This window comes from Streptomyces sp. NPDC012466, from assembly GCF_042955215.1.
GTDB lineage: Bacteria > Actinomycetota > Actinomycetes > Streptomycetales > Streptomycetaceae > Streptomyces.
The window spans coordinates 120,013-136,412 of the sequence record NZ_JBIBEQ010000010.1 but is presented as its reverse complement, the minus strand read 5'-3'; the positions used below and the strand labels follow the sequence as shown (position 1 = coordinate 136,412).

Here is a 16,400-nt window from a genome sequence, read left to right as displayed (position 1 = left end):
GCCAGTGAAGCGCCCGGAGGCGGCCGCGACAAGAGCGCGCCCGCCCCTCCAGGGTTTTCCCTACGTCGGCCGGATCGCGGGGCTCAGTTCGCGGCGCGGATGAGCTCCTCGTCGGCCGGCTTCACCTCGCGCAGGAGGCAGGTCAGCCGGGCCGTGCACACCCTCTTGTCGTTTTCGTCCGTGATGACGATTTCGTAGGTGGCGGTCGACCGCCCCCGGTGCACGGGCGTGGCCACACCGGTGACGAGCCCGGAGCGCACCCCGCGGTGGTGGGTGCAGTTCAGGTCGACACCCACGGCGATCTTGGAGCTGCCGCCGTGCAGCATCGACCCGATGGAGCCGAGCGTCTCGGCCAGCACCGCGGAGGCCCCGCCGTGCAGCAGTCCGTAGGGCTGGGTGTTGCCCTCCACCGGCATCGTCCCGACGACCCGGTCCGCCGACGCCTCGGAGATCTGGACGCCCATCCGGTTCCCGAGGTGGCCCGCGGAGAACAGGGCCAGGAGGTCCACGCCGAGTGCGGCGTACTCGTCGATGACCTCTTGCGGGAACTTCACATGCTGCTGCTCACCCATCGGGCCCGGCTCCGTTCGTCCTCGTCACTCGGTTGCCTGTGTCACTGAGCGAACGCTCAGTCGGTCGCCGATTGTTCCAGACGCACCACCACGGACTTGCTGGCCGGGGTGTTGCTGGTGTCCGCCGTGGCATCGAGCGGCACCAGCACGTTGGTCTCCGGGTAGTAGGCGGCGGCGCAGCCCCGGGCCGTCGGGTAGTGCACGACGCGGAAACCGGGCGCCCGGCGCTCCACCCCGTCCCGCCACTCGCCGACCAGGTCGACGTAGACGCCGTCGGCCAGCTTCAGGGTCCGCGCGTCCTCGGGGTTGACCAGCACCACCCGGCGGCCGTTGCGGATGCCCCGGTAACGGTCGTCGAGGCCGTAGATCGTGGTGTTGTACTGGTCGTGCGAGCGCAGCGTCTGCAGCAGCAGGCGGCCCTCGGGCAGCCGTGGGTACTCCACGGGCGCGGCGGTGAAGTTGGCCTTGCCGGTGGCCGTGGGGAAGCGGCGCTCGTCGCGCGGGGCGTGGGGGAGCGCGAAGCCCCCGGGGCGCGCCACCCGGGCGTTGAAGTCCTCGAAGCCCGGGATCACGCGCGCGATGCGGTCCCGGATCGTCGCGTAGTCCTTCTCGAACTCCTCCCACGGCGTGCGGCTGTTCTCCCCCAGCACGCGGCGGGCCAGGCGGCTGACGATGGCCGGCTCCGACAGCAGGTGCGGGCTCGCCGGCTCCAGCCGGCCCCGGGAGGCGTGCACCATGCCCATCGAGTCCTCGACCGTCACGAACTGCTCGCCGCCGCCCTGCAGATCCCGCTCGGTGCGGCCCAGCGTCGGCAGGATCAGGGCCCGCGCGCCCGTGACCGCGTGCGAGCGGTTCAGCTTCGTCGACACGTGCACGGTCAGCCTCGCCCGCCGCATGGCCGCCTCGGTGACCTCCGTGTCGGGCGACGCCGAGACGAAGTTGCCGCCCATGGCGAAGAAGACCTTCGCCTCGCCGTCGCGCAGCGCGCGGATGGCCCGTACGACGTCGTAGCCGTGCTCGCGGGGCGGCGCGAAGCCGAACTCCCGCTCCAGGGCGTCCAGGAACGCCGGGGCGGGGCGCTCGAAGATGCCCATCGTGCGGTCGCCCTGCACGTTCGAATGCCCGCGCACCGGGCACACGCCCGCACCCGGGCGGCCGATGTTGCCGCGCAGCAGCAGGAAGTTGACGACTTCCCTGATCGTGGGGACGGAGTGCTTGTGCTGCGTGAGGCCCATCGCCCAGCACACGATGGTGCGCCGGGAGTCGAGGACCATGCGGAGGGCCTTCTCGATGTCCTCCCGGGCCAGACCGGTCGCCGTGAGCGTCTCGTCCCAGTCGGCCGCGCGGGCGGCCTCGGCGAACTCCTCGAAGCCGTGCGTGTGCTCCCGCACGAACGCCTCGTCGACCGCGCCGTCCGTCTGAAGGATCAGCTTGTTCAGGAGACGGAACAGGGCCTGGTCGCCGCCGAGACGGATCTGCAGGAACAGGTCGGTGAGCGCGGCGCCCCGGACCATGCCCTGCGGGGTCTGCGGATTCTTGAAGCGCTCCAGGCCCGCCTCGGGCAGCGGGTTGACGCTGATGATCTTCGCGCCGTTGGCCTTGGCGTTCTCCAGCGCGGACAGCATGCGCGGGTGGTTCGTCCCCGGGTTCTGCCCGGCGACGATGATCAGGTCGGCCTTGTGGAGGTCCTCCAGCAGGACGCTGCCCTTGCCGATGCCGATCGTCTCCGACAGGGCCGAGCCGGACGACTCGTGGCACATGTTCGAGCAGTCGGGCAGGTTGTTCGTGCCGAACTCGCGGGCGAACAACTGGAAGAGGAACGCGGCCTCGTTGCTGGTGCGGCCGGAGGTGTAGAAGACCGCCTCGTCCGGGGAGCCGAGCGCGGCGATCTCCTCGCCGATGATGTCGAAGGCGCGCTCCCAGGTGACCGGTTCGTAGTGCGTGCCCCCCTCCGGGAGATACACGGGGTGGGTGAGCCGCCCCTGCTGCCCCAGCCAGTAGCCGCTGCGGCCGGCCAGGTCGGCGACCGGGTGCGCGGCGAAGAACTCGGGCGTGACCCGGCGCAGGGTGGCCTCCTCGGCCACCGCCTTCGCGCCGTTCTCGCAGAACTCCGCCTTGTGCCGGTGCTCCGGCTCCGGCCATGCGCAGCCCGGGCAGTCGAAGCCGTCCTTCTGGTTCACGCTCAGCAGCGTCAGCGCGGTGCGCTTCACACCCATCTGCTGCTGGGCGATCCGCAGCGTGTGCCCGATCGCCGGGAGCCCCGCGGCCGCGTGCTTCGGCCCGGTGACCTGCGGCGCGTCCTGAACCGGATCACTCTTCGGCGGCTTCGACGCCATCACACGCTCCTCTTCGACTGCGCTGTGAGGTACGTCTCCGATCCTCGCACGCGGTGGTGACGGCGGACGGGGGAGGCCCGGGCGGAAACACGATGTCCGGTGTCCCCGGCGGGGGCGCGTCCGAGTCCGGCACACGCGGGGCCGGGGCCGAGTGTCAGTGGGGCGTGGCAGGATCGGGGGCGTGGCAGAGACAGCATCGAAGACGACCGACCAGACCTCCGGCGGCAGCCGGCCGCGACTGATGCTCATGGACGGGCACTCGCTGGCCTACCGTGCGTTCTTCGCGCTGCCCGCGGAGAACTTCACCACCGCGACGGGCCAGCCGACCAACGCGATCTACGGCTTCGCGTCGATGCTGGCCAACACGCTGCGCGACGAGGCGCCCACGCACTTCGCTGTCGCCTTCGACGTCTCCCGCAAGACCTGGCGCTCCCAGGAGTTCACGGAGTACAAGGCGAACCGCTCCAAGACCCCGGACGAGTTCAAGGGCCAGGTCGAGCTGATCGGCGAGCTCTTGGACGCGATGGGCGCCCAGCGCTTCGCGGTCGACGGTTTCGAGGCGGACGACGTCATCGCCACGCTCGCCACCCAGGCCGAGGCCGAGGGCTTCGAGGTGCTGATCGTCACCGGCGACCGGGATTCGTTCCAGCTGGTCAGCGAGCACACCACGGTGCTGTACCCGACCAAGGGAGTCTCCGAGCTGACCCGCTTCACCCCGGAGAAGGTGTTCGAGAAGTACGGGTTGACGCCCGCGCAGTACCCCGACTTCGCGGCCCTGCGCGGCGACCCCTCCGACAACCTTCCCGGGATTCCCGGCGTCGGCGAGAAGACCGCCGCGAAGTGGATCAACCAGTTCGGCTCCTTCGCCGAGCTCGTCGAGCGCGTCGAAGAGGTCAAGGGCAAGGCCGGCCAGAACCTCCGCGACCACCTGGAATCCGTCAAGCTCAACCGCCGGCTCACCGAGCTGGAGCGCCAGGTAGAGCTCCCCAAGGGCGTCACCGACCTGGAGCGCGCGGCCTACGACCGCAAGGCCGTCGCGATGATCCTGGACACCCTGGAGATCCGTAACCCGTCGCTGCGCGAGCGGCTCTTCGCCGTCGACCCCGGCGCCGAGGAGGCCGAGACCACCCCGATCAGCACCGAGGGCGTGCAGCTGGACGGCACGGTGCTCGGCACCGGAGAGCTGCCCGCCTGGCTCACCGAGCACGGCAGGCAGCCCCTCGCCGTCGCCACGGTCGACACCTGGGCACTCGGCACCGGCTCGGTCGCCGAGGTCGCCCTCGCCGCGCCCGGTGGCCCCGCCGCCTGGTTCGACCCCTCCCAGCTGGACGAGGCCGACGAGAGGGCCTTCGCGGCCTGGCTCGCCGACGCCGGCCGGCCCAAGGTCTTCCACAACGCCAAGAGCGCCATGCGCGTCTTCGCCGAGCACGGCTGGAGCGTCGAGGGCGTCACCATGGACACCGCGCTCGCCGCCTACCTGGTCAAGCCGGGCCGCCGCTCCTTCGACCTGGACGCGCTGTCCCTGGAGTACCTGCACCGCGAGCTGACCCCCGCCGCCGCCGCCGACGGCCAGCTCGCCTTCGGCGCGGACGACGCTGCCGAGGCCGAGGCCCTGATGATCCAGGCCCGGACCGTCCTCGACCTGGGCCAGGCCTTCGAGAGCCGCCTGGAGGACGTCGGCGCCGCCGACCTGCTGCGCGACATGGAGCTGCCCACCTCCGCGCTGCTCGCCCGCATGGAGCGGCACGGCATCGCGGCCGACCGGCCCCACTTGGAGGCCATGGAGCAGATGTTCGCCGGCGCCGTCCAGCAGGCGGTCAAGGAAGCCCACGCGGCGGCCGGGCACGAGTTCAACCTGGGCTCGCCCAAGCAGCTCCAGGAGGTCCTCTTCGGCGAGCTGGCCCTGCCCAAGACCAAGCGGACCAAGACCGGCTACACCACGGACGCCGACGCCCTCGCCTGGCTCGCCGGCCAGACGGACAACGAGCTCCCGGTGATCATGCTCCGCCACCGCGAGCAGGCCAAGCTCCGCGTGACCGTCGAGGGCCTGATCAAGACCATCGCCGCGGACGGCCGGATCCACACCACGTTCAACCAGACCGTCGCCGCCACCGGCCGCCTGTCCTCGACCGACCCGAACCTGCAGAACATCCCGGTCCGCACCGACGAGGGCCGCGCGATCCGCCGCGGCTTCGTCGTCGGCGAGGGCTTCGAGTCGCTGATGACGGCCGACTACAGCCAGATCGAGCTGCGGGTGATGGCGCACCTCTCCGAGGACGCGGGCCTGATCGAGGCGTTCACCTCGGGCGAGGACCTGCACACCACGGCCGCCTCCCAGGTCTTCGCGGTCGAGCCGACCGCGGTCGACGCCGAGATGCGCCGCAAGATCAAGGCCATGTCGTACGGCCTGGCCTACGGGCTGTCCGCCTTCGGCCTCTCCCAGCAGCTGAACATCGAGGCGGCCGAGGCCCGCGCCCTCATGGACGCGTACTTCGAGCGGTTCGGCGGCGTGCGGGACTACCTGCGCCGGGCGGTCGACGAGGCCCGGGCCACGGGTTACACGGCGACGCTCTTCGGGCGCCGCCGCTACCTCCCCGACCTCAACAGCGACAACCGCCAGCGCCGCGAGGCCGCCGAGCGGATGGCCCTCAACGCGCCGATCCAGGGCACGGCGGCCGACATCGTCAAGATCGCCATGCTCAAGGTGGACGACTCCCTGAAGGAGGCCGGCCTCGCCTCCCGCATGCTCCTCCAGGTCCACGACGAAATCGTGCTGGAGATCGCCCCCGGGGAGCGGGCCGCCGCCGAGGAACTGGTCCGCCGGGAGATGGCGAACGCCGTCCAGCTCCGCGTCCCGCTGGGCGTCTCGGTGGGCGCGGGGCCGGACTGGGAGTCGGCGGCGCACTAGACGCTGCGCGGCGCGGCCGGGGCGGGCTCCGGGGGCGTGGTGGGACCGGCGCGTGGGAGTGTTCAGAGGCCGAGGTCCTGCCTCGCCCGGGGCGTTGGGCCCCGGCCTCAGCTGGGGCGTTGCGGTGCTGTCTCGCCCGGGACGTCTTGGGGCCGGGCCTCAGCCGGGGCGTTGCGGTCCCGTCTCGCCCGGGGTGTCTTGAGGCTCGGCCTCATCCAGGGCGTCGCGGTCCTGCCTCGCCCGGGACGCTGGGTCCGCCTTAGTCGGCACGTTGGGGTCCTGCCTCAACCCGGCATCGACGTTCCGTTTGAACCGAGGTGCCGGAGTCTCCATAAGCCGGAGCACGTGGGCGTCCCGCTCCCGGCGTGCCCCGAACCCGGGGAAAGCGTCACTCGCGTGGCCCCCGAGAAGGCGCCCCCGTCCCCGGCGGTCGTAAAGATGCGGGGCATGGGTATACGCACGTTCCTCAGCCGCACGGCACCCGGCGCGGCGCTCCCGCGGGTCCCGGCGTTCGAGGCCGCCGCGAGCACGGTTCGCGTCCCCGTCCCCTTCACCACGGCCCTGCGCCACGCGACGGCGGACCTCCGGCAGCGTCTCACCGCATGCGGTCGGCGGCCCCCCGGTTCCCCTGGCACCGGCGGCCTCACCGCCGCTACGGCCCTCCCCGGCGCCGCCGACCCGGCCACCGCCCTTGTCCTCGGCGGCACCGAGGTGTGGTCCGCCCTCACCGGCACCGACGATCTGCCCAGCCTCGTCGGCCTCCCCGGCGCCGACACCCTGCCGTCCGGTGTGGCCGCGCCGGCCGCGCTGCCCCATGGGGCGACAGGCACCCATGGCGCTGCCGGCACCCCCGAAACCCCTGGCAAACCCTCGCGCCCATGGGCCCGACTGGCCCGGGACTACCTGACGCTCGTCCTCACCCTGCTGCCACGCCCCCGCCCCGGGCACACCACCATCACGGTGTACATCACGACGACCGACCGGGTGCTCAGCGAGCGGCCGGGCGGCTCGGCTCCGTCTCGGCGGCCGGGGCCGGACCGGCCGGGACCGGAACCGGACGCCGCGCCCTGACTCCCACGGCGTAGAGCAGCAGCGCCGGGACGAGCCCCGCGCCCGCGCCGAAACACACCGTCGGAATGATCTCCCACGGCTTCGCCTCCGAGCCCCAGTACGCCCACCACCGCGACGCCCGCTGCACCGCCCCGGCCAGTGCGAAACCGCAGATCACGGCGGCGGCAGCCCACCGGTCCCGTACATCGAGCACGGGGATTCCCACCGGCTCCCGCAGGGGCGCCCCGCGCAGCGCGTGCGCCAGGAACACCGCGATCACGACCGCGGCCACCGCCGAACCGCCGTACTGCAGATACCAGTACAGCGGTGAGCCCGCCACCTCCCGGCCCAGTACGGGAAACAGCCGCATACCCCACCGGTCGAGATGGGTGAAGGCGTCCCACACCACATGGGTCGCCGCGCCGAGCACCGCGGACACGTACCACCGCGCCACCAGTGACGGCCGCACCCGCGCACGGGGCACACCGCAGCGCAGCAGGGCCGCCACCCGCCCCTGCCGGGCCCGCGGCAGCAAGGCCACGAGCGGTTCACGCACCAGCAGCCAGAGCCCCACCAGCGCCCAGGCGATGAGCACATCGACCGTGAGGACGCCCGCGAACGCATGCGTGACGTCGCCGAACTCCATCGCCCCGGACAGCACACTCGCCGCGTAATAGGTCATGTCGGGCGCGAAGGAACCCGCCACGAGCACGGCGGGCACCAACGGGCCCCGGCCGGTGCCGTCCGTGCGGACGGCGGGCAGCACGGCTGCCGCATGGCTCAGCGTGAACGGCAACTCGGCTCCTCGCGGGGGTGGTTGCACCAGGTCGGGCGTACCCGGCGGCCAGTGACCCAGTATGCGCGATGCCAACCCGCCGACGGCGTCACGCTCGCGCATGACCAACTGGTGAAAAACGGTCACGAACGGGTGCCCGAGCAAAGGAAGTTGTCGTAGGGTCGCCAGAGTCGCCGCGCGGGGAGCGCGTCGAACTCGTGACCGCGGTAAAGAGCAGAGCACTCGAGAAAACAGAGTTGTGACCGTCGGAGGGCAACCCCTCGGGCGGTTGGATCGTCACAACAGGGCGAACACTGCAGACGTAGACGGACGCTCGGGCGTCCACGGGAGGGGTTCACTCTATGGCGGCGCAATTCGGCAGGAGGCTGCGCAAGGGGGCGGCGACCACCGCCGTGGCCGCGGTCGCGGTCGCGGCACTGTCCGCCTCCCAGGCTCCAGGCGTGAACGACCACGGCAGACAGACCGCCGCTGACGCCACGCCCTCACCCGAAGCGAGTGCCTCCGACGGCAGCGCCACCGGCAACTCGCCGTACTACACGGACCTGCCCCCGCTCAAGAGTCCGAACCCGTCACCGTCCACGGGCCCCGGCCCGGGTGGCACGGGCCCCACGGAATCAGGCATTCCCGCGACCGTCCTCGACGCCTACAAGAAGGCCGAGAGCGCGCTGCGCGACGCCAAGCCCGGCTGCAACCTGCCCTGGCAACTCCTCGCGGCCATCGGCCGGGTGGAGTCGGGACAGGCCCGTGGCGGCCAGGTCAGGGCCGACGGCACCACCATCAAGCCGATCCTGGGCCCGCAGCTCGACGGCAACGGCTTCGCCCTCATCAAGGACACCGACGACGGTGCGTACGACGGCAACAGCTCGTACGACCAGGCCGTCGGCCCCATGCAGTTCATCCCCTCCACGTGGGCCTGGGCGGGCCGCGACGGCAACGGCGACGGCAAGCAGGACCCCAACAACATCTACGACGCCGCCCTCGCCGCCGGCCACTACCTGTGCCGCAACAACTGGGACCTGTCCCAGCAGGGCGACCTCGACCGGGCGATCCTCAGCTACAACAACTCGCGGGAGTACCTGAACCTCGTCATGAGGTGGCTGGAGTACTACCGCAAGGGCACGCACGAGGTTCCGGACGGCACCGGCACGCTGCCCGACAACCGCAGCGACGACGGTGTGGGCGCGGGCACCGGCCCGGCACCCACCACACCCGGCGCCACCGCTCCGGGCCACTCGACGCCGAAGCCCGGCCCCAAGCCGGACAAGCCCGCGAAGCCCACGAAGCCCGGCGGCGGTGCGACTCCTCCGAAGCCGCCCACCACCCCGCCCGGTACGCCGTCCACGCCGCCCACGACGCCCCCCACTCCCACCGACACGGTGGACCACCTGGAGGACGCCGGAACCGCGAAGCTGACCGCCATGGCCGGTGACGCGTTCGACCGGCGGATCAGCACCCGCGCCGAGACGGCGGCCGGCAAGACCGTCGCCAAGGTCAGGGTCCGCTTCACGATCGTCGGCGACACGGACACCACCTTCACCGGCGGCGAGAGCGTGGCCACGGTCGCCACCAACAGCTCCGGCGTCGCCGTGGCGCCCGCCCTGCGGGCGGGGGAGAAGACCGGGTCCTTCACGATCCGCGCCACCGTGGTGGGCCGTGCCGTCCCGGGCCTCGACTACAAGGCCACCGTCACCGAGCGGGCCGCCGACGCCCTCGCCCGCACCGGCGACGTCGCGCTGACCTGCACCCCCGGCGGCGAGTTCGCCGCCCAGGTCGAGGTGAAGGCCACGTACAAGGGCGCCGTCGCCGACGGTGTCGCGGCCACCGCCACGCTGGTCAAGTCGGCGGACGACCCGGCCGCCAACGACAAGGGCCCCTACTTCAAGGACGCCGACGGCAAGACCGTCCGCACCCTGACGGGTCTGAAGACGGACGCGAAGGGCCTGCTGAAGCTGCCCAAGCTGTACGCGGACGACACGACCGGCACGTTCCTGCTGCGCGTCACCACGGCGGGCGGCGCGACGCTCACCGTCGAACTGACGGTGGCTGCGGCGGCCGAGACGTCCTCGCCGAGCCCCTCGGCCGGCCCGAGCGCGTAGCTCTCCGGTACGACGGACGACGCCCCTCCTGTAAGAGGGGCGTCGTTGTGTGTGCAACGTGTTCTCATCTCCGCCGCGCGTTGCTACGGTGCCGAGAAACCTGACGGTGTATCAGTTCTGCCGTCACGACCCGTGGGGAGGCTCCGTATGCGCGCCCTCATCGCCGCCGCCACCGGTCTCGCCCTCGCGTTCGCCGTGGTCCTGACGCTGACCGCCCTCGGCTCCCCCTCGGGCGGGACGTCCCCGAAGCCGCTGCTGACGACGGTGCCCGCACACCCCTGACCGCCCGCCCGGGAGGGAGGCCGAGATGCGCCGCAAGGCCGGCCTGGTCCTGCTCGCCCTCGCCGTGTTCTTCGCGGCCCTGTCCCCACTGCTGCGCTGGTACGCCTTCCCACGCCTCGCCAAGGTCCCGGCGCACCAGTACCAGGACATGGTCCTCGAGGCGAAGGACGCCACCCTCCTCGACTACGCCACGATGCGGGCGAAAAAGGTCCCCAAGGTGACCATCGTGCAGACCCTCAAGGGCAACGTGGAGGCCTCAGAACGGATCGAGGAGTCGGCCGGCCGGGACGTCGTCGTCTGGGACGGCCTGTCCTACGTCGTCGGCCCCGACGGCAAGATGGTGTCGAAGATCCCCGAGCGCTACATCTTCGACGCCCACACCCAGGACCCCGTTCACGCCACCGGCGAGATGGTCGACGGGGACCCGGTACGCCGCCGGGGCATCGAGTTCAAGTGGCCCTTCCTCACGGAGAAGCGGGACTACGCGTACTTCGACGCACAGGCCCGGGTCACCGCGCCCATCGAGTACAAGGGCACCGAGGACTTCCGCGGTGTGGAGGTCTACTACTTCGAGCAGACCATCCCCTGGACCAAGGTGAAGATCCCCAGGACCCTGCCCGTGAAGGGCCTCACTCCCGAGGCGGTCGCCCGGACCGGCACCACCCGCTGGTACACCACGGTCCGCAAGTTCTGGGTCGAACCCCTCACCGGCGCCCCCGTCTACGGAGAGGAGATCCACAAGGAGGAACTGCGCGGCGGCGCCCTCCTTGGCGACCGCGACAAGGTGACCGCCTTCGCCGGGCACGTGAAGATGCGCGAGGACTACATCACGCACACGGTCGACCTGGTGACGTCCCAGCGTCTGCTCATCCTGCTGATGACGTCCTATCTCCCGTGGGGCTTCCTGACCCTGGGCGCCCTCCTGCTGGCGCTCGCGCTGTACCTGGAGGCCCGCGGACGCCGCTCCCCGGGCCCGGCCCCCACGGCGGCCGAGTCACCGTCGTCGGTCAGCGCCTGAGCCGCGCGTTGGTGTGCCGGGTCGGTTCGGCGCCCGCCGGGTCCTCGGGCCACGGATGCTTCGGATACCGGCCCCGCAGCTCCGCCCGCACGCCCCGGTAGCCGTCCCGCCAGAACGAGGCGAGATCGGCGGTGACGGCGGCCGGCCGCCCGGCCGGGGACAGCAGATGCACCAGCAGCGGCACCCCGGCGACCCGGGGCGATTCCTGGAGTCCGAACATCTCCTGCAACTTCACCGCCAGCACGGGCTGCTCGGGCCGGGAGTAGTCGATCCGGACCTTCGACCCGCTCGGCACGGTCATCCGCTCCGGAGCCAGCTCGTCGAGCCGCCCGGCCTCCCCACCGGCCCAGGGCAGCAGCCGGGTGAGCGCCTGCCCGGCATCGATCCGCGCCAGATCGGCCCGCCGCCGCGCCCGGCCGAGCTCCGGCTCCAGCCACTCCTCCACGCGCGCGTGCAGCGCCTCGTCGGAGACGTCCGGCCAGGGGTCCCCGCGATGCAGGCGCAGGAACGCGAGCCGCTGCCGCAGGACGCCCGCCTCGGCCGACCACCGCAGCAGCCCGAACCCCTCCCGCCGCAGCCCGTCGAGCAGCGCGTCGCGCACGAGCCCGGGGTCGGCGTCCCTCAGCGCCCGCACCGCCAGCTCCACGGCCCCGAGCCGCTCCACCCGCCGCGCCACGACGTCCCCGTCGGCCCACCCGACCTCGTCCCGTTCCTCCAGCAAGGCGCCGGCCGCGAGCCGGGCCGTCTCCTCGTCGACGGCAGCCCCGAGCTGCACGCGCGCGTGCCCCTTGCCGACGGGCCGGTCGGCCATGGCGACGGCGATCCACGGGGAACCGCGCAGCGCGCTCCCGTCCCCGGCCTCGGCGCGCGTCCCGGACGCCATGAGATACGACCCGCCGTCGGCCTTGGCGACACGCTCGGGAAAGGCGAGAGCGGCGACAAGCCCGACCTGCTGTTCTTCGGAGAGGTCCCCCAGCCCCGCGTCCTCAGCGCCAGCCGGGTGGGAAACACCGGAATCGACGGCCCGCAGCCGCCGCACCTCACTGCGCCACCGCGCGGCATAGGCGTCACCCCCACGCCGGGCACGACGCAACGCACCGGCCAGATCGTCGCCGTACTCCCGCGGGGCCTCCTCGCTCAACAGCGCCACGACCTCCGCGGCCCTCCCGGCCCCCAGGAACGGGACGGAGTCGAGCAGCGCCCGCCCCAGCCGGGGATGCACCCCCACCCGGCTCAGCCGGACTCCCCGTTCGGTGGCCCGCCCGGAGGAGTCCACCGCCCCCACCGCCGTCAGGACATCCCGCGCCGCCGCCATGGCCCCGCTCGGCGGCCCGTCCAGCAGGGCCAGCCCGGACGCGTCCGGATCACCCCAGCACGCCACCTGCAACGCGAACGCCGTCAAGTCGGCCACCTTGATCTCCGGCGACGGATACCGCGGCAGCCGCGCGTCCTCGGCCTCCGCCCAACAGCGGTAGACCGCCCCCGGCGCCTCACGCCCGGCCCGTCCCGCCCGCTGCCGGCCGGCCGCCTGCGACGCCCGTACGGTCGTCAGCGCGCTCAGCCCGCGCGCGTGGTCCACCCGCGGCTCGCGCGCGAGCCCCGAATCCACGACGACCCTCACCCCCGGCACCGTCAGCGAGGACTCCGCGACGGACGTGGCCAGCACGATCCGCCGCCGCTCCCCGGGCAGCAGCACCGCGTCCTGCACGGTCGCCGGCGCCCGCCCGTGCACCTGGAGCACTTCGACGTCCCCGAGCCCTCCGAGCTGCCCGGCGACCCGGGCGATCTCGCCCACGCCCGGCAGGAAACACAGCACGTCCCCGTCCCGCTCGGCCAGCGCACGCCGGACCACGGACGCCACATGCGTCAGCAGCGCCGGATCGACCCGCATCCCGTGCGGCGGCCGTACGGGACGCACCGGCGGCGCCCACACGGTCTCGACCGGATACGCCGCCCCGTGCGCCTCGACCACCGGCGCCCCGCCCAGCAACCGCGCCCACCCCTGGGCGTCGGTCGTCGCCGAGGCGGCCACCAGCCGCAGCTCGGGCCTGAGCGTCTGCCGTACGTCCCACAGGAACGCCGCCGCCGTGTCCGCGTCCAGGTGCCGTTCGTGGCACTCGTCGAGCACCACCACGTCCACGCCGGCCAGCTCCTGGTCCCGCTGGAGCCGCTGCACCAGCACGCCGGTCGTGACGACCTCCACGCGCGTGTGCCGCCCGACGACCCGCTCGCCGCGCACGGTGTAGCCGACGCTCTCCCCGGGCTTCTCGCCCAGCAGCCAGGCCATCCGGCGTGCCGCGGCCCGGGCCGCGATCCGCCGGGGCTCGGCCACGATCACCCGCTGCTCGGGCCCCGTCCCGAGCAGCCCCGCCAGCGCCAAGGGCACCAGGGTCGTCTTGCCGGTTCCCGGCGGCGCCACGAGGACGGCGGTGCCGTGCCCCTGAAGAGCGTCGTCCAGGGCGGGCAGGGCACCGCGTACGGGCAGGGAGTCCAGGGCGTCGTAACGGATCACGCCCTCAGTGTCGTACGCCCGGGAGGGACGCTCCCACGCGCGCGTGCCTCAGTCGCGCTCGCACACGAAGATCGCCGTGCCGGGGATGAGGTTCCCGCGCAGGGGCGACCAGCCGCCCCACTCGGAGGTGTTCCAGGCCGGCCACTCCGGCTCCACCAGGTCGACCAGCCGGAAGCCGGACGCCACGACGTCCCGGACCCGGTCGCCGAGGGTGCGGTGGTGCTCGACGTACACCGCGCGGCCCTCGTCGTCCTGCTCGACGTAGGGCGTGCGGTCGAAGTACGAACCCGACACCGACAGCCCCTCCGGCCCGGGCTCGTCCGGGAAGGCCCAGCGGATCGGATGCGTCACCGAGAAGACGAGCCGGCCGCCGGGCCGCAGCACCCGGCGCACCTCCCGCAGGACCTGGCGCGGGTCGGCGACGAAGGGCAGCGCCCCGTACGCCGAGCAGGCCAGGTCGAACGAGCCGTCCGTAAAGGGGAGCGCACCGGCGTCGGCGCACACCAGGGGGAAGGAAGCACCGATGCGCAGCGCGTGCTGGAGCTGCCGGTGCGAGATGTCGAGGGCGACCGGGCGCGCACCCTGGGCGGTCAGCCACCGCGAGCACTGGGCGGCGCCGGCACCGATCTCCAGGACGTCCCGGCCCTTCAGCCCCTCCGGGGGGCCCAGCAGTTCGGCCTCCACCTCGTCGAGACCCTCGGGGCCCCACACGAAGCGGTCGTCGCCGAGGAACGTGCCGTGCTCGATCTGGTACTCGTCCGCGTTGCGGTCCCACCAGCCACGATTGGCCCGGGAGCTTTCCGTGACATCGGCATCACGCCGGGTGGCCTCGGGTTCGGACGCTTCGGACTCTTGGATGATCGGCTCCCTCGTCGTACTCTTCCGTCCAGCCGGTCCCGGCGGTGGCACAAAGGGGGCGTCGTACGGCCTGCGTGGCCTCGGACGTCAGGACTTGTGCCGGGTATGCGGCGATCCGCCCCGCGTGGGCGGCTTCGCGCATTGACCCTGCCCGGCTGCCCCCGTATGCTACAAGTTGCGCTGCGGGCCTGCGCACCTCAGACGTAGCAGGCTGCGCTCGCATCTGTATGTATGTCCCCTCGGTTGTCGAGGCACCACCGTTTTTTGAGTGGTGCTTCCTTGGCTGTCCGGCTTCTGCAGAGCGAAACGGGCTCCCGGCGTAGCAGTACCTACGACTTCAATGTCCGTACCGGAGCCCTTTCCCACATGACGAGCAGCACCGAGACCACCGCCACCACCCCGCAGGTAGCGGTCAACGACATCGGTAACGAGGAAGCCTTCCTCGCCGCGATCGACGAGACGATCAAGTACTTCAACGACGGCGACATCGTCGACGGCGTCATCGTGAAGGTCGACCGGGACGAGGTCCTGCTCGACATCGGTTACAAGACCGAAGGCGTGATCCCGAGCCGCGAACTCTCGATCAAGCACGACGTCGACCCCAACGAGGTCGTCGCCGTCGGTGACGAGATCGAGGCCCTTGTTCTCCAGAAGGAGGACAAGGAAGGCCGCCTGATCCTCTCGAAGAAGCGCGCCCAGTACGAGCGTGCCTGGGGCACCATCGAGAAGATCAAGGAAGAGGACGGGATCGTCACCGGTACCGTCATCGAGGTCGTCAAGGGTGGTCTCATCCTCGACATCGGCCTCCGTGGCTTCCTTCCGGCCTCCCTGGTCGAGATGCGCCGCGTCCGCGACCTCCAGCCCTACGTGGGCAAGGAGCTCGAGGCCAAGATCATCGAGCTGGACAAGAACCGCAACAACGTGGTCCTGTCCCGCCGTGCCTGGCTGGAGCAGACCCAGTCCGAGGTCCGCCAGACGTTCCTCACGACCCTCCAGAAGGGTCAGGTCCGTTCCGGCGTCGTCTCCTCGATCGTCAACTTCGGTGCCTTCGTGGACCTGGGTGGCGTCGACGGCCTGGTCCACGTCTCCGAGCTCTCCTGGAAGCACATCGACCACCCGTCCGAGGTTGTCGAGGTCGGCCAGGAAGTCACCGTCGAGGTCCTCGACGTCGACATGGACCGCGAGCGTGTCTCCCTGTCGCTGAAGGCGACCCAGGAAGACCCGTGGCAGCAGTTCGCCCGCACCCACCAGATCGGCCAGGTCGTGCCCGGCAAGGTCACGAAGCTGGTTCCGTTCGGTGCGTTCGTCCGCGTGGACGAGGGCATCGAGGGTCTGGTCCACATCTCCGAGCTGGCCGAGCGCCACGTGGAGATCCCGGAGCAGGTCGTCCAGGTCAACGACGAGATCTTCGTCAAGGTCATCGACATCGACCTCGAGCGCCGTCGCATCAGCCTCTCGCTGAAGCAGGCCAACGAGTCCTTCGGTTCGGACCCGGCCTCGGTCGAGTTCGACCCGACGCTCTACGGCATGGCCGCGTCGTACGACGACCAGGGCAACTACATCTACCCCGAGGGCTTCGACCCCGAGACCAACGACTGGCTCGAGGGCTACGAGACCCAGCGCGAGGCGTGGGAGACCCAGTACGCCGAGGCGCAGCAGCGCTTCGAGCAGCACCAGGCGCAGGTCATCAAGTCCCGCGAGGCGGACGAGAAGGCCGCTGCCGAGGGTGGCGAGGCTGCCGCTCCGGCCGCGTCCGGCGGCGGTGGCGGTTCGTACTCCTCCGAGGGCCCGGACAACTCCGGCGCGCTGGCCTCGGACGAGGCGCTGGCCGCGCTTCGCGAGAAGCTGGCCGGTGGGCAGAGCTGAACGCCCACTGAGCTGTAGCTCCTGACCGAGGGGCCGTACCTTTCGAGGTGCGGCCCCTTGGCGTTGCCGTGAGCGGGCCGGGCGGTCGGATGCGGCCGGGTGGGGG

11 protein-coding genes are annotated in these 16,400 nt (G+C 71.9%); 6 read left to right on the top strand and 5 right to left on the bottom strand.

The window, feature by feature from the left end:
• Window positions 1-83: 83 nt before the first annotated feature.
• Both ACFY9E_RS32025 and ACFY9E_RS32020 read right to left on the bottom strand, forming a co-directional pair.
• Window positions 84-572, bottom strand: a complete 489-nt coding sequence (locus ACFY9E_RS32025) for a hotdog fold thioesterase (RefSeq protein ID WP_390989856.1) — start codon at window positions 570-572, stop codon at window positions 84-86.
• A 56-nt stretch (window positions 573-628) separates the two neighbouring features.
• Complete coding sequence (locus ACFY9E_RS32020) at window positions 629-2,908, bottom strand: FdhF/YdeP family oxidoreductase (protein WP_390989853.1); 2,280 nt, start codon at window positions 2,906-2,908, stop codon at window positions 629-631.
• Between the two features lie 181 nt (window positions 2,909-3,089).
• On the opposite strand from ACFY9E_RS32020, the gene polA reads away from it, so the two are divergent.
• Together polA and ACFY9E_RS32010 are read left to right on the top strand one after the other, a co-directional pair.
• The gene (gene polA, locus ACFY9E_RS32015; protein WP_390989850.1) at window positions 3,090-5,816 is read left to right on the top strand and encodes a DNA polymerase I; all 2,727 of its coding nucleotides are present in this window, start codon (window positions 3,090-3,092) and stop codon (window positions 5,814-5,816) included.
• A 447-nt stretch (window positions 5,817-6,263) separates the two neighbouring features.
• Window positions 6,264-6,887, top strand: a complete 624-nt coding sequence (locus ACFY9E_RS32010; protein ID WP_390989847.1) for a hypothetical protein — start codon at window positions 6,264-6,266, stop codon at window positions 6,885-6,887.
• On the opposite strand, the gene ACFY9E_RS32005 is transcribed toward ACFY9E_RS32010, so the two are convergent.
• Complete coding sequence (locus ACFY9E_RS32005) at window positions 6,805-7,662, bottom strand: DUF4184 family protein (RefSeq protein WP_390989845.1); 858 nt, start codon at window positions 7,660-7,662, stop codon at window positions 6,805-6,807. The two genes, ACFY9E_RS32010 and ACFY9E_RS32005, sit on opposite strands and share 83 nt — an antisense overlap.
• Before the next feature lie 341 nt (window positions 7,663-8,003).
• Between ACFY9E_RS32005 and ACFY9E_RS32000 the strand changes: the two genes are divergently transcribed.
• From ACFY9E_RS32000 to ACFY9E_RS31990, 3 genes are all read left to right on the top strand, one after another.
• Window positions 8,004-9,758 carry a lytic murein transglycosylase gene (locus tag ACFY9E_RS32000; protein ID WP_390989843.1) on the top strand — a complete coding sequence of 585 codons (1,755 nt, stop codon included), beginning with the start codon at window positions 8,004-8,006 and terminating at the stop codon, window positions 9,756-9,758.
• A 147-nt stretch (window positions 9,759-9,905) separates the two neighbouring features.
• A complete protein-coding gene (locus ACFY9E_RS31995) occupies window positions 9,906-10,040 on the top strand; it encodes an SPW_0924 family protein (protein WP_107426737.1) in 135 nt (44 codons plus the stop codon).
• A 25-nt stretch (window positions 10,041-10,065) separates the two neighbouring features.
• Window positions 10,066-11,058, top strand: coding sequence for a porin PorA family protein (locus ACFY9E_RS31990; RefSeq protein WP_390989839.1), 993 nt, complete (start codon window positions 10,066-10,068; stop codon window positions 11,056-11,058).
• Here ACFY9E_RS31990 and hrpB read toward each other — a convergent pair.
• The gene (hrpB, locus tag ACFY9E_RS31985; protein WP_390989836.1) at window positions 11,048-13,570 is read right to left on the bottom strand and encodes an ATP-dependent helicase HrpB; all 2,523 of its coding nucleotides are present in this window, start codon (window positions 13,568-13,570) and stop codon (window positions 11,048-11,050) included. The two genes, ACFY9E_RS31990 and hrpB, sit on opposite strands and share 11 nt — an antisense overlap.
• Window positions 13,571-13,618: 48 nt before the next feature.
• Window positions 13,619-14,479 carry a methyltransferase domain-containing protein gene (locus ACFY9E_RS31980; protein WP_390989834.1) on the bottom strand — a complete coding sequence of 287 codons (861 nt, stop codon included), beginning with the start codon at window positions 14,477-14,479 and terminating at the stop codon, window positions 13,619-13,621.
• A 315-nt stretch (window positions 14,480-14,794) separates the two neighbouring features.
• Between ACFY9E_RS31980 and rpsA the strand changes: the two genes are divergently transcribed.
• A complete protein-coding gene (gene rpsA, locus ACFY9E_RS31975) occupies window positions 14,795-16,294 on the top strand; it encodes a 30S ribosomal protein S1 (RefSeq protein WP_352116718.1) in 1,500 nt (499 codons plus the stop codon).
• The last annotated feature ends 106 nt before the right edge of the window (window positions 16,295-16,400 follow it).